Here is a 12,779-nt window from a genome sequence, read left to right on the forward strand (position 1 = left end):
CCTGCGTTCATTCACGGCATCTCTGCGGTTCTTCCCACCGTCCCTACCTTGGTTCACGCTGCTTCTAAGCTCCTTCACACCCTGCACTACATCCTTCACGGCCTGCAGTAGATCCTTCACACCCTACGGTAAGTCACTCACGCCCCTCAGTAATCCTCTCACGGCCTGCAGAAGCTGATTCACGTTACCAAGTATCTCGTTCACGCCCGACAGTAAAGCAGTTTCGCTCCGCAGTACCTGCTTTCCGCCACCGGGGCCGGCTCCGGAGCTGCCGTCCGCCTTTCCCACCCGCTATGGAACCTTCGCCTCTAACCTACGCTGAAGCCTACGCCGCCAGCCTCGCCGACCCGGCCGCCTTCTGGGCCGAGCAGGCCCGGCAGATTCACTGGTTTCAGGAGCCCGCCCAGACCCTCAGCCAGGACGAAAACGGCTTCTACCGCTGGTTTGCGGGCGGCCGGCTCAATACCTGCTACCTGGCCCTCGACTACCACGTGGCCCAGGGCCGCGCCACCCAGCCGGCCCTGCACTACGACTCCCCCGTGACGGGTACCAAGGCCCGCTACACCTACGCCGAGCTGCTCGACCTGACGGCCCGCTTCGCCGGCGGCCTGCACGATTTGGGCGTGCTGCCCGGCGACCGGGTCATTATCTACATGCCCAACATGCCCGAGGCCGTAGTGGCCATGCTGGCCTGCGCCCGCCTGGGGGCGGTGCATTCGGTCGTGTTTGGCGGCTTTGCGGCCCACGAGCTGGCCGTGCGCATCGACGACGCCGAGCCCGTGGTTGTCATTGCCGCGGCCGGGGGCATGGAGCTCGATAAAGTCATTCCCTACAAGCCCCTGCTCGACGCGGCCATTGAGCAGGCCACCCACAAGCCCAGCCACACCGTTATCTGCCAGCGGCCGTTTGTGCGGGCCGCTCTGGTGCCGGGCCGCGACGTGGACTACCGGGAACTGCTCAAGGCTCCGCCCGCCGACTGCGTGGCCGTGGCCGCCACCGACCCGCTCTACATTCTCTACACCTCGGGCACCACCGGCAAGCCCAAGGGCGTGGTGCGCGACAACGGCGGGCACGCCGTGGCCCTGCGCTACAGCATGGAAGCCATCTACGGGCTGCAACCGGGCGAAACCATCTTCGCCGGCTCCGACATCGGCTGGGCCGTGGGACACAGCTACATCGTGTACGCTCCCCTGATTATGGGCGCTACCACGGTGCTTTTTGAGGGCAAGCCCGTGCGCACCCCCGACGCGGGCACGTTCTGGCGCCTGGCGGCCGAGTACGAAGCCCGCGTGGTGTTCACGGCCCCCACCGCCATCCGGGCCATCAAGAAGGAAGACCCCGCGGGCCTGCTCACCCAGGGCCACGACCTGAGCCGGCTGCGCTACCTGTTTCTGGCCGGGGAGCGGTGCGACCCGGCCACCTACGAGTGGGCCGGCCGCGTGCTCGGCGTCCCGGTTATTGACCACTGGTGGCAAACCGAGTCGGGCTGGCCGATGCTGGCCACGCCGGTGGGCCTGGCCGAGGTGCCCCCGCCGCGGGCGGGCAGCGCCGGCCACCCCGTCCCGGGCTACGCCGTACAGATTCTCGACGAAACCGGCCAGCCCGTGCCGCCCACGACGACGGGGCTGGTGGCCGTGCGTCTGCCGCTGCCGCCCGGCTGCCTGCCCACGCTCTGGCACGACGACGAGCGGTTTCGGCGCGGCTACCTCGACGCGTTTCCCGGCTACTACCTCAGCGGCGACGGGGGCTACCAGGATGCCGAGGGCTACTTTTTCATCATGGGCCGCGTCGATGACGTGATGAACGTGGCCGGGCACCGCCTGAGCACCGGCGAAATGGAAGAGCTGGTGGCCGCCCACCCGGCCGTGGCCGAATGCGCCGTGCTGGGCATTGCCTGCGAGCTGCGCGGGCAGCGCCCCGTGGGCCTGGTCGTGCTCAAAGACGGCGCCACCATCGCCGAGCCCCAGCTCGAGCAGGAACTCGTGGCGTTGATCCGGGAGAAAATAGGGGCCGTGGCCAGCTTCCGCCACGCGCTGGTAGTACCGCGCCTGCCCAAAACCCGCTCGGGCAAGATTCTGCGCAAAACCCTGCGCCAGCTCGCCGACGGCGAAGCCTTCACCATACCACCCACCATCGACGACCCGCTGATCCTGGACGAAATCCGGACCCGCCTGCAGGCGCGCGGGGTCGGGCTGGCCTTTGAGAAAAGGTAAGCCCTTCCGCTTGTCGCTGCCATCTTTCGACATTCTACACCACTCCCAAACAACCGTTATATGCCCGCACAACACCCCTGCATCCACAGCTACGCCGAGTACGAAGACGCCTACCGCCGCAGCGTTGAAAACCCCGAACAGTTCTGGGCCGAAGTGGCCGAGCCTTTCACCTGGCGCCGCAAGTGGGACTCGGTGCTCAAAGCCGACCTAGTGGGCGGCCACAACGAGTGGTACAGCGGGGCCAAGCTCAACATCACCGAAAACTGCCTGGACCGCCACCTGGCCACCCGCGGCAACAAGCTGGCGTTGATTTGGGAACCCAACGACCCCAAAACCCGGCAGATTCGCTACACCTACCGGGAGCTCCACCAGCAGGTGTGCCAGTTTGCCAACGTGCTGCTCAACAACGGCGTGGAAAAGGGCGACCGGGTTTGCCTCTACATGCCCATGATTCCGCAGCTGGCCATTGCCGTGCTGGCCTGCGCCCGCATTGGGGCCGTGCACTCGGTTATCTTCGCCGGCTTCTCGGCCACCGCCATTGCCGACCGGGTCAACGACGCCCAAGCCACCGTGGTGCTGACCTCCGACGGCCTGAACCGGGGGCCCAAGCAGATTCCGGTGAAGCGCGTCGTGGACGAGGCCCTGGAAAGCTGCCCCTCGGTGCGCCGCGTGATTGTGGTCGAGCACCTGGGCTGGCCCGTGCACATGCAGGAAGGCCGCGACGTGTGGTACCACGAGGAAGCCCAGGAAGCCAGCAAATCTTGCCCGGCCGAGGAAATGGATGCCGAAGACACGCTCTTCATCCTGTATACCTCGGGCAGCACCGGCAAGCCCAAGGGCGTGGTGCACACCACCGCCGGCTACATGGTCTGGGCCGACTACACCTTCCGCAACGTGTTTCAGGTGCAGGAAAACGACGTGTACTGGTGCACCGCCGACATCGGCTGGGTGACGGGCCACTCGTACCTGCTCTACGGCCCGCTGCTGAGCGGGGCCAGCACCCTCATGTTTGAGGGCGTGCCCACCTACCCCGACGCCGGCCGCTTCTGGGAGGTCATCGACAAGCACGGCGTGAACGTGTTTTACACCGCGCCCACGGCCATTCGCAGCCTGATGGCCACGCCCCTCGACAACGTGCTGAGCTACTCGCTCGACTCGCTGCGGGTGCTGGGCACGGTGGGGGAGCCCATCAACGAGGAGGCCTGGCACTGGTACCACACCCACGTGGGCAAGGAGCGCTGCCCCATCGTGGACACCTGGTGGCAGACCGAAACCGGCGGCATCATGATTTCGGGGCTGGCGGGTATCTCCCCCCTCAAGCCCGCCCACGCCGGGCAGCCCCTGCCCGGGGTGCAGCCCGTGCTGCTGACCCAGGAAGGCCAGGAAATCGAGGGCAACGGGCAGGAGGGCTACCTGGCCATCAAGTTTCCCTGGCCCGGCATCATCCGCACCACCTACGGCGACCATGAGCGGGCCCGGCAAACCTACTTCGGCCCGTACCCCGGCTACTACTTCACCGGCGACGGCGCCCGCCGCGACGAGGATGGCCTGTACCGCATCATCGGCCGCGTCGACGACGTGATAAACGTGTCGGGCCACCGCTTCGGCACGGCCGAAATCGAGAATGCCATCAACCAGAACCCCCACGTGGTGGAAAGCGCCGTGGTGGGCTACCCCCACGACGTGAAGGGGCAGGGTATCTACGCCTTCGTCATCTGCCGGGAGCCGGTGGGCAAGACCGACGCCGGGCAGGTCGAGGCCAGCATCATCGAGACCATCGTGGCCGAAATCGGCAAAATTGCCAAGCCCGACAAGATCCAGCTTGTGTCGGGCCTGCCCAAAACCCGGTCGGGCAAGATCATGCGCCGCATCCTGCGCAAGGTGGCCGAAGGCGAAACCAGCAACCTCGGCGACATCACCACCCTGCTCGACCCGGGCGTGGTGGAGGAAATCATCCAGGGGAAGAAGTAGGGGGGAGCCCCAAACCAAAAAAGCCCGGCTGGTACGCTACCAGCCGGGCTTTTTTGGTTTTTAGAGCAGCCTAGCTGCTGTAGTCGTTGTAGTCGATGTAGCCTTTCGAGCGGCGGCCCGCTTTGGGGCGCCTGCCGTTGCCGGCTTTGTCGCCACCAGACGAGAGCCACACGGCCAGGCCGGCACTCATGGCCGTGACGGCGGCCAGCTTTAGAATCAGGCTGCCGCGCTTGTACTTCCAGTCCATGTCGTAGCCTTTCTCGGCCCAGAGGTTAGGTACCTTACCGTGGGCCAAATCATCAATCAGGCCTTCCACCATGTTCACCCGGTCGGCCACAATCAGGGGCAGCCAGTGGCGGTAGCGGTTTTCGCTGTAGTGGAACGCCAGCCGGCGAATGGCCCCGCTCAGCCCGGAGGGTGGCTCGGGCGTGCCAAATACGGCCGACACGTTGGGCCGCTCAATGGACTTGAGCACCTCCACGTCGACGGGTTGCAGGGAGGCGGGGCGGTGCTTGCTGTCGGGGTCCTGGCTCACGTTCATCCGCTCCCGCATGGGGTAGGTCGGGTCGTTTTTCGGGTCGGCGTCGATTCCCCAGCCCTTGATGGTTTTCGGGTCGATGGTCTTATTCTCCTTGTTCATGGTCGGGCGGCGTTAGCGGTTGGCAGTGGGGGGAATCAGCACGGTCTTGATGCACTCGTCCAGCTTGGCCGAGAACATGCGGTAGCCGTCGGCCACCTCTTCCAGCGGAATGCGGTGGGTGATGAGGCCCTTGGGGTTGAGGATGCCGTTTTGCACGTGGTCAATCAGGCGGGGCAGCAGGCGCTTCACCGAGGCTTGGTTGGCCCGCACGGTCAGCCCCTTGTTGAGCACGTTGCCGATGGGCACCAGGTTGTCGGTGGGCCCATACACGCCCACGATGGACACCACGCCGCCCTTCTTGACGGAGTTGATGGCCCAATGCAAGGCCGTAGCCGAGCCGGCCTGGAGCAGCAGCTTGCGGCCGGTGATGGTCTGCAAGGCATTGCCCTGGGCTTCGGCGCCCACCGCGTCGATGCAGACGTCGGCGCCCATCCAGTCGGTGATTTTCTTGATAAACACCACCGGGTCGTCCATCTCCCGGTAGTTGTAGGCCTCGCAGTAGGAATAGCCCCGGGCAAACTCCAGGCGGTAGTCTTCCTTGTCGATGATGATGACGCGGCCCGCCCCGAACAGCCAGGCGCAGCGCGCGGCCATGATGCCAATGGGCCCGGCGCCGAAGACCACGACGGTGTCGCCGGTCTGGATGCCGGCCATTTCGGCGGCCTGGTAGCCGGTGGGCGTCACGTCGGTGAGCAGCACGGCATCGTCCAGGTCCATGTCGGGCGGAATGATGGTGGGGCCCACGTTGGCGTAGGGCACCCGGGCATACTCGGCCTGGCCGCCGTCGAAGCCGCCGGCGGTGTGGGAGTAGCCGAAGATGGCGCCCACGGCCGTGGCCTCAGTGTTGGACTCGTGGCAGTTGCCGAACATGCCCTGGCGGCAGAAGTGGCACTCCCCGCAGGCAATATTGAAGGGCACAATCACCCGGTCACCGACCTTCACCTTGGTTACTTCCTTGCCTACTTCCACAATCTCGCCCACAAACTCGTGGCCGAAAGTGGAGCCCACGCGGGTGTCGGGCACGTTGCCGTTGTAGAGGTGCAGGTCGGAGCCGCAGATGCAGGTCCGCAGCACCCGCACAATGGCATCCTGGGGGTGCTTGATTTCCGGCATGGGCTTCTGCACGGCACGGACCCTGCGCGGGCCCCGGTATTCCATTGCGAGCATACTAATTGGCGTTTGGTTGGAGTAAGGATCAGGCGGCCGGTGCCGGGCGTGGGCGCTGCCCGCCTAATCGGTCGGGAAGGGCCCACGCCCGGCATCGGGTGCATTCTCAAGTACTGTCCGCGCAGCCTTCAGGGTTGCCAATAGCGTCGGGAAAGGCCGTAAATCCGTGTTAATCCCGCCGGGGTTGAGAGTAGTAAGCGCTGATTTTGCGGTAAATACGGAGTGGCGCAGCAACGGAAGCTGGTATTTTTTTGCGTACTTACCGGACGCTCCACTCGTCTTCCCACCTTTAGAATCCGGTTTGCCATGTCCAATCCTGCTGACGTTCCCGCCCCATCCGATGACTCCAAATCCGAAAGTGTGGAAGAGTCAATCCTGGAAATGCTCCACGCCTTCGACCCTGCCACGGCCCTGCACGAGCTCAACCTGCTGACCGAAGTGCCCGAGCCCCTGCCTTCCGCGCCGCCGCCCGGCTATCAAGCTGCGCCCGGGGAATAGTATTGGCGGTTCTTGACTACAAAAAAGCCCGTCCTGCTGCTGCAGGACGGGCTTTTGCGCTTCAGGCGCCGAATGATACTAGAGCGGAGTAGCGGGCAGGACCGTGCCGCGCACCTCCCCGAAGCCGATGCGCAGGCCGTCCTTTTCGCAGTAGCCGCGCATGGTCACCGTGTCGCCGTCCTGGATGAACTTGCGCTCCGTGCCGTCGGCCAGGGGCAGGGGCTTGGTACCTTTCCAGGCCAGCTCCAGCATCGAGCCAAACGAGTCGGGGGTGTGGCCGCTGATGGTACCGCTGGCGTACAGGTCGCCGGCCTGCAGGTTGCAGCCGTTGCTGGTCTGGTGGGTGAGCTGCTGGGCCATGCTCCAGTACATATACTGGAAATTCGACTCGCACACCACGGTTTCGGGGCCGCCGGCGGGCTGAATGGTCACTTCCAGGTTGATGTCGAAGTTATGCTCGCCGGTCTGGCGCAGGTAGAGCAGGGGCTCGGGCTCCTGCACGGGGCCGGGCACGCGGAAGGGCTCTAGGGCATCGAGCGTGACCACCCAGGGCGAAACGCTGCTGCCGAAGCTCTTGCCCAGAAACGGCCCCAGGGGCACGTATTCCCAGCTTTGAATGTCGCGGGCACTCCAGTCGTTGAACAGCACCAGCCCGAAGATGTGCTCCTCGGCGTACTGCAGCGGCACGGGGTGGCCCAGCTCGGTGTCCTGCCCGCCCACGAAGGCTACTTCCAGCTCGAAGTCGAGCTGCTGGGAAGGGCCGAAGGTGGGCGCGGCAGCGTCGGGGGCTTTGCGCTGCCCGTTGGGCCGGCGGATGTCGGTGCCCGACACCACGATGGAGCTGGCCCGGCCGTGGTAGCCAATCGGGATGTGGCGCCAGTTGGGCAGCAGGGCGTTGGCCGGGTCGCGGAACATGATGCCCACGTTGGTGGCGTGCTCGATGCTGGAGTAGAAATCGGTGTAGTTGGCGGGCTTCACGGGGCGGCGCATCTGCACCTCGCGCTGGCGCACCAGGCAGGTGCGCACGGCCTCCTCGTTGTCGCGCAGCGTGCCGTTGTCGTGACGCAGCAGCTCCGACACCCGCAGGCGCACGGCCTGCCAGGTGGGTCGGCCCAAACGGATAAAGGCGTTCAGCGAGGGCCGCCGAAACACCTTGGGCTGGGAGGGAATGTCGAGGTCCTCGAAAAAGCCGAACTGCGACACGGCGTACAGGTCCAGCACGTAGTCGCCGATGGCCACGCCCACCCGGGGGCCGCGCTCCGGGGTTTCGAAGATGCCAAAGGGCAGGTTCTGAATCGGGAAGTCGTGGCCGGCCGGAATGTCAATCCAGGAGTGCAGGGCGGGGTTGTTCGGGTTGGGCATGGGCGTAGGAGAGGTGGAGTAGCAGGCAAAGATAGGAGGGTAGGCCCAGTAGCGCCAGTTTGGAAAATGCTACTACTGCAAGCCCTGCATCGGCAGAATGAATGTTAGGCGAAATCCTGCGAAGCTTCTACCTTCAAGCGTGGCTTTCAAAGCTGGCCGACACGCTGGCGCTAAGAATAAGACAAACCAGATAGATAAAAGAGAAACGTCATGCCGAAACATTCGCTACCATACTTTGGGCAAATTGAAACAGATAATTTAGATGAATATTATGATGCGAGTGTTGAAATTAGTGGCAATGAAATAAGCATTGATTTAAATTTTGAAAATACAGCAACTGACGTTAGTGAATTAAATAAAATTAGTAATTTTATTAGTTGTATTGAAAAATATGATATTATAAATAGAGGCTATATAGAGAATGATTACCAAGACGCGGATGGAGACACGGTTAAATTTTACGTAGAGCATCACTTGGAAGAACTCGCACCAGAGGACCTAGAGGAGCTTATAGATCTTGCGGCTGCGAGGAGCGAACAGGAAAAACAACTGTTATTAAGATTGAAACTGGTTCGGGTTGGCTTATATCCTAATGGTGAGAATAGCTTTGCGGTTTTTGATTATTCAATTGGGGAAGAATTAACAGATGATCTGATTGTAATAAATACTGATGAAAAAGGAGTGTTGGAGCATATGACAATAGAAAGTTGATGAACCCCAACGTCGACTGGTACTTCCCCAAAGCCAAAAAATGGCAGCCCGAGCTGGAGGCCTTGCGCGCCATCGTGCTGAGCTGCGGGCTAAATGAGGAGCTGAAGTGGGGCGTGCCGTGCTACACCTGGCAGCAAAGCGGGGTCGTGCTGCTACACTACTTCAAGGACTACTGCGCGGTGATGTTTCTGAAAGGCGCCCTGCTGGCCGATGCCAACGAGATTCTGGTGCAGCAAACCGAGCACACCCAGGCCACGCGGCAGATCCGGTTTACCAGCCTGCGGGAAGTCACCGAGCTGGAGCCGGTGCTGAAGACTTATCTGTACGAGGCCATCGAGGTGGAAAAGCTGGGCCTGCAAGTGAAATTCAAGGCAACTGCCGACTTCACCGTAGCCGAGGAGCTGCACAGCAAGTTTGCGGCGCTGCCGGCCCTGAAAACGGCTTTCGACGCCCTGACCCCGGGCCGGCAGCGCGGCTACCTGCTTTACTTCTCGGCGCCCAAGCAGGCCAAAACCCGGACCGCGCGGGTGGAAAAATGCCTGCCCCTGATTCTGGCCGGCAAGGGCCTGCACGACTAGCCCGCGGCGGCCGGAAAGAAGGCAGAATCCTGATTCTTAATCAACAAAAAAGCCAGCTCCCGAGTAGGAAGCTGGCTTTTTCACGTTGAAAGCAAGGTTAGAAAGCCGGCGTGGGCACCGGGGCCGGGGACACGGGGTGGCCGGTCTGGCCGGCGGGCTGCTCGGCCAGGGGCGTGCCGTTGATGGCCTCCACCCGCACGATTTCGGGCACCGCTTTTTTCACGGATTCCTCCACGCCGGCCTTGAGCGTCATCGGCGACATGGGGCAGGTGCCGCAGGCGCCCAGCAGTTCCAGCTGCAGCACCAGTTCGTCGGTGATGCCCAGCACGCGCACGTTGCCGCCGTCGGCCGCCAAGTAGGGCCGGATCGTGTCCAGGGCCTGCTCCACGCGGGGCAGCAGGGGATGATGTTCGAGGGCGGTCAGTGAATTCATACTACGGGTTAACTAGCAAAGGCGCGACGAAGTTCGGCAAAGTTAGCGGTTCATCTCCACCACCTGGGTGCGCGGGGCTACGGCGTTGCGGATGGAAATCTGCCGGGCTACCTCCTCGGCGAGCTGCTCAAACACGGCCGCCGGGGCGGTGCCGGGCTGCAGAATGGCCGGCGTGCCCTGGTCGCCATTTTCGCGGATGCTCTGCACCAGCGGAATCTGACCCAGCAGCGGCACCTCGTGCTTGTCGGCCAGGGCCTTGCCGCCGCCTTCGCCGAAGATGAAGTATTTGTTGTCGGGCAGCTCAGCGGGCGTAAACCAGGCCATGTTTTCGACCACGCCCAGCACGGGCACGTTGATCTGGGGCTGGCGGAACATCTGCAAACCCTTCTGCGCGTCGGCCAGGGCCACTTTCTGGGGCGTGGTCACAATGATGGCGCCCGTTACGGGCAGGGTCTGCACCAGGGTCAGGTGAATGTCGGAAGTGCCGGGCGGCATATCGATGAGCAGGTAGTCGAGCTCCTGCCATTCCACTTCGGTAATGAACTGCTTCAGCGCCGACGAGGCCATGGGGCCGCGCCACACGATGGCGCTGTCGGGCGGGGCCAGGAAGCCGATGCTCATGATGCGCACCCCGTGCTTGAAGATGGGCTGAATCAGGTTTTTGCCCTCCGGCGACTGGTACACGTAAGGCTTTTCCTCCTCGACCCCGAACATGACCGGCATGCTGGGGCCGGAGATGTCGGCGTCGATCAGGCCGACCTTGGCGCCGGAGCGGGCCAGGGCAATGGCCAGGTTGGCCGTCACGGTGCTTTTTCCCACGCCGCCCTTGCCCGAGGCCACGGCAATGATGTTCTTGACCCCGCTGAGCACGGCCGAGTTGGCGGCCCGGGCGGTGGTCACGCGCGAGGTCAGGTTCACCTTCACTTCGGCGTCCTTGTCGACCATGGTGTGGATGGCGCGCACGCAGGCGTTGTGAATCAGCTCCTTGAGCGGGCAGGCCGGGGTGGTCAGGATGACGGAGAACGAGACGGTCTTGCCGTCGATGTGCACGTCCTCAATCATGTTGAGCGTGACGAGGTCTTTGCCCAGATCGGGCTCCTCCACGTAGCTCAGCGCCTTGAGAACATCTTCTTTGGTAATGGCCATAAGTCGGAAAATGCAGATTGCAGTCAGCAAAGATAACCCGGAAATGCGGGCCGATGTTAACGGTGGCGCTTGGGCCCGGGAATAGGCCGCCCGGCCCGCGGATTAGCCCAGCCCGAAGTGCGCGAGCAGGGCCTCGCGGTACTGCTTGCCGATGGGCAGCTTTTCGGGCAGGTCGTAGAGCTCCGCCTCGTTGCCGCTGATGGCCCGGATGGCGTCGGTGCGCACCAGATACGACTTCTGGATGCGGGTAAACCGGTCGGCCGGTAACTGGTCTTCCACCCGGCTCATGCGCAGGTACGTGACAATGACGCGGTCCTTGAGGATGATTTTAATGTAGTCCTTCATGCCCTCGATGTAGTAGATTTCGTCGAAGAGTACCCGGCGCAGGGCGTGGCCTTCCTTCACGAACAGGTACTGGGGCGCGGGGGCCGGGGCCGCGGCGGGACGGCTGTGCAGCACGGCCAGGGCCTTGTTGACGGCCTTCATAAACCGCGGCAAGGACACGGGCTTGACCACGTAGTCCAGCGCGTCGAGCTCGTAGCCTTCCAGGGCGTGGTGGGGCGAGGCCGTGACGAAAATCACGTAGGGCGGCGCGTGCAGGGAGCGCACAAACTCCAGGCCGTTGACCTGGGGCATGTTGATGTCGGAAAACAGCAAATCGACGCGCTGCTGCTGGAGCACCTCCAGGGCCTCAAACACGTGGGCGCAGCTGGCCACCAGGTGCAGCTGGGGCAGCTGGGCCACGTAGCCGGCCAGCAGCTCGCGGGCAAAGGGTTCATCGTCGATTATCAGGCAGTTGATCATGGGAAAGCGGCGGGAAAAAATGCGGAAGGGGCCGCCGGGGCCGGTGTGGCCGGGGCCAGGCGCAGGGTGAGGCCGACGGCGTAGGTGTGGGCGGCCGCGTCGTGGGTGATGGTCAGGTTGTAGTCGGCGGGGGCGTAGTGCAAAGCCAGGCGCTGGCGCACGTTGACCAGGCCCACCCCGCCGAAGGGCCGGGCCGGGGCGCCGGGGCTGAAGCTGTTGCGCACGCTCAGGTGGAGTTGGCCGGCCGCCACGGATAAGGCAATATCGACCCAGGCGGCGTCCAGGCTGCTGTCGGCTCCGTGCTTGAAGGCGTTTTCCACGAAGGGAAACAGCAGCAGGGGCGTCAGGCGCTGCGCCTCGGACCCCGGCGCGGGCGGCTGGTAGCGGATGCTGACCTGCTGGCCGTAGCGCAGGCGCTCCAGCTCGAGGTAGGCGGCCAGAAAATCCAGCTCCTGCTGTAGCGTGACAAGCGGGGCGGCGGCCTCGTACACGGTGTAGCGCATCAGGTGGGCCAGGTGGTCCACCACGCCGGGGGCGCGCTCATCCTGGCGGGCCACCAGCACGTACAGGTTGTTGAGGGTATTGAACAGAAAGTGGGGGTTGACCTGGGCGCGGAGGAAGTTGATTTCCAGGTGCAGGTTTTCGCGCTCCAGGTGCAGGCTGCGGTTGCCGCTGCGCAGCAAAAACTGGATAAAGCGCAGCAGAATCGGCGGAAACACCGTCACCACAAAGTCGTTGAGGCCCATGCTCACCGCCCGCCAGGCAAACACGCCGCCCACCAAGCCGTAGTCGAGCAGGCGGTGCATGTAGGCGTAGGCGTCCCGGGAAATCAGGCCCTGGTGGTCGAGCAGGGCGTAGTAGCCGTAGGAAAGCAAGGCCCACAGGTAGTAAATGCCCGCCAGCCCGGCCAGGGTGAGCAGCCAGCGCCGGGACAGCACCCAGCGCGGGAGCACCACGGCTGAGAAAAAGTAGAAGCCGGCCACCGCGGCCAGCGTGTCCTTGACCACGAAGCCCCAGGTGACCAGCGGAGTTTGCTGCCACTGGCTGAAGACCACGTACTCGAAGCCCACGAACAGCGCCCACAGTCCCAGGTGGCGCAGGACCCGCCCGCCCCGCGTGCCGCCGAAGCGCCGCGCCGCCTGCCAGGCCCCGCTCACGCGTCGAGCTGAATACGGAGGCGCACCCGCACGGCGTGCGCCTCCTCGGTGATGCCGACCGAATGCCGGCCGGGATAATGCAGGGCCAGCCGCCGCCGG

Annotated in this window: 12 protein-coding genes; 5 read left to right on the plus strand and 7 right to left on the minus strand. The window is 63.8% G+C overall.

All coding sequences use genetic code 11. The annotated features are described in order from the left end of the window. The first annotated feature begins 293 nt into the window (after positions 1–293). On the plus strand, positions 294–2,213 hold the full coding sequence (locus EWM57_RS20045) for a propionyl-CoA synthetase (protein ID WP_129923086.1): 1,920 nt from the start codon (positions 294–296) through the stop codon (positions 2,211–2,213). Between the two features lie 60 nt (positions 2,214–2,273). Then, the gene (gene acs, locus EWM57_RS20050; protein ID WP_129923087.1) at positions 2,274–4,184 is read left to right on the plus strand and encodes an acetate--CoA ligase; all 1,911 of its coding nucleotides are present in this window, start codon (positions 2,274–2,276) and stop codon (positions 4,182–4,184) included. A 70-nt stretch (positions 4,185–4,254) separates the two neighbouring features. Here the strand turns inward: acs and EWM57_RS20055 are convergent, their stop codons facing one another. Continuing rightward, positions 4,255–4,824: a hypothetical protein gene (locus tag EWM57_RS20055; RefSeq protein WP_242510153.1), complete on the minus strand. Its 570-nt coding sequence runs from the start codon at positions 4,822–4,824 to the stop codon at positions 4,255–4,257. 12 nt (positions 4,825–4,836) lie between these two features. Continuing rightward, positions 4,837–5,991, minus strand: coding sequence for a zinc-dependent alcohol dehydrogenase (locus EWM57_RS20060; protein WP_129923088.1), 1,155 nt, complete (start codon positions 5,989–5,991; stop codon positions 4,837–4,839). Positions 5,992–6,297: 306 nt separating this feature from the next. On the opposite strand from EWM57_RS20060, the gene EWM57_RS20065 reads away from it, so the two are divergent. Beyond that, entirely contained in the window at positions 6,298–6,489 is a 192-nt protein-coding gene (locus EWM57_RS20065; protein ID WP_129923089.1) for a hypothetical protein, read from the plus strand. 78 nt (positions 6,490–6,567) lie between these two features. Here the strand turns inward: EWM57_RS20065 and fahA are convergent, their stop codons facing one another. Continuing rightward, positions 6,568–7,851 (minus strand): fumarylacetoacetase, encoded by a 1,284-nt coding sequence (gene fahA, locus EWM57_RS20070; protein WP_129923090.1) that lies wholly within the window; start codon positions 7,849–7,851, stop codon positions 6,568–6,570. 210 nt (positions 7,852–8,061) lie between these two features. Between fahA and EWM57_RS20075 the strand changes: the two genes are divergently transcribed. Continuing rightward, positions 8,062–8,562, plus strand: a complete 501-nt coding sequence (locus EWM57_RS20075) for a DUF2004 domain-containing protein (RefSeq protein WP_129923091.1) — start codon at positions 8,062–8,064, stop codon at positions 8,560–8,562. Further along, the gene (locus tag EWM57_RS20080) at positions 8,562–9,140 is read left to right on the plus strand and encodes a YdeI/OmpD-associated family protein (protein WP_129923092.1); all 579 of its coding nucleotides are present in this window, start codon (positions 8,562–8,564) and stop codon (positions 9,138–9,140) included. The genes EWM57_RS20075 and EWM57_RS20080 overlap by 1 nt, the downstream gene beginning before the upstream one ends. 97 nt (positions 9,141–9,237) lie before the next feature. Here the strand turns inward: EWM57_RS20080 and EWM57_RS20085 are convergent, their stop codons facing one another. The 4 genes from EWM57_RS20085 to EWM57_RS20100 form a co-directional block, all read right to left on the minus strand. Continuing rightward, a complete protein-coding gene (locus tag EWM57_RS20085) occupies positions 9,238–9,573 on the minus strand; it encodes a NifU family protein (RefSeq protein WP_129923093.1) in 336 nt (111 codons plus the stop codon). A gap of 42 nt (positions 9,574–9,615) precedes the next feature. Next, complete coding sequence (locus tag EWM57_RS20090) at positions 9,616–10,719, minus strand: Mrp/NBP35 family ATP-binding protein (RefSeq protein WP_129923094.1); 1,104 nt, start codon at positions 10,717–10,719, stop codon at positions 9,616–9,618. A gap of 102 nt (positions 10,720–10,821) precedes the next feature. Further along, positions 10,822–11,523, minus strand: a complete 702-nt coding sequence (locus tag EWM57_RS20095) for a LytR/AlgR family response regulator transcription factor (RefSeq protein ID WP_129923095.1) — start codon at positions 11,521–11,523, stop codon at positions 10,822–10,824. After that, the gene (locus tag EWM57_RS20100) at positions 11,520–12,680 is read right to left on the minus strand and encodes a sensor histidine kinase (RefSeq protein ID WP_129923096.1); all 1,161 of its coding nucleotides are present in this window, start codon (positions 12,678–12,680) and stop codon (positions 11,520–11,522) included. The genes EWM57_RS20095 and EWM57_RS20100 overlap by 4 nt, the downstream gene beginning before the upstream one ends. Between the last annotated feature and the right edge of the window lie 99 nt (positions 12,681–12,779).

Origin of the sequence: Hymenobacter persicinus, from assembly GCF_004167665.1 — a bacterium.
In the GTDB taxonomy this organism is placed as follows: Bacteria; Bacteroidota; Bacteroidia; order Cytophagales; family Hymenobacteraceae; genus Hymenobacter; species Hymenobacter persicinus.

Bases quoted from the DNA above. Each gene is read 5' to 3' on its own strand.
- EWM57_RS20045 (WP_129923086.1), top strand. From the start codon at position 294: ATGGAACCTTCGCCTCTAACCTACGCTGAAGCCTACGCCGCCAGCCTC.
- acs (WP_129923087.1), top strand. From the start codon at position 2,274: ATGCCCGCACAACACCCCTGCATCCACAGCTACGCCGAGTACGAAGAC.
- EWM57_RS20055 (WP_242510153.1), bottom strand. From the start codon at position 4,824: ATGAACAAGGAGAATAAGACCATCGACCCGAAAACCATCAAGGGCTGG.
- EWM57_RS20060 (WP_129923088.1), bottom strand. From the start codon at position 5,991: ATGCTCGCAATGGAATACCGGGGCCCGCGCAGGGTCCGTGCCGTGCAG.
- EWM57_RS20065 (WP_129923089.1), top strand. From the start codon at position 6,298: ATGTCCAATCCTGCTGACGTTCCCGCCCCATCCGATGACTCCAAATCC.
- fahA (WP_129923090.1), bottom strand. From the start codon at position 7,851: ATGCCCAACCCGAACAACCCCGCCCTGCACTCCTGGATTGACATTCCG.
- EWM57_RS20075 (WP_129923091.1), top strand. From the start codon at position 8,062: ATGCCGAAACATTCGCTACCATACTTTGGGCAAATTGAAACAGATAAT.
- EWM57_RS20080 (WP_129923092.1), top strand. From the start codon at position 8,562: ATGAACCCCAACGTCGACTGGTACTTCCCCAAAGCCAAAAAATGGCAG.
- EWM57_RS20085 (WP_129923093.1), bottom strand. From the start codon at position 9,573: ATGAATTCACTGACCGCCCTCGAACATCATCCCCTGCTGCCCCGCGTG.
- EWM57_RS20090 (WP_129923094.1), bottom strand. From the start codon at position 10,719: ATGGCCATTACCAAAGAAGATGTTCTCAAGGCGCTGAGCTACGTGGAG.
- EWM57_RS20095 (WP_129923095.1), bottom strand. From the start codon at position 11,523: ATGATCAACTGCCTGATAATCGACGATGAACCCTTTGCCCGCGAGCTG.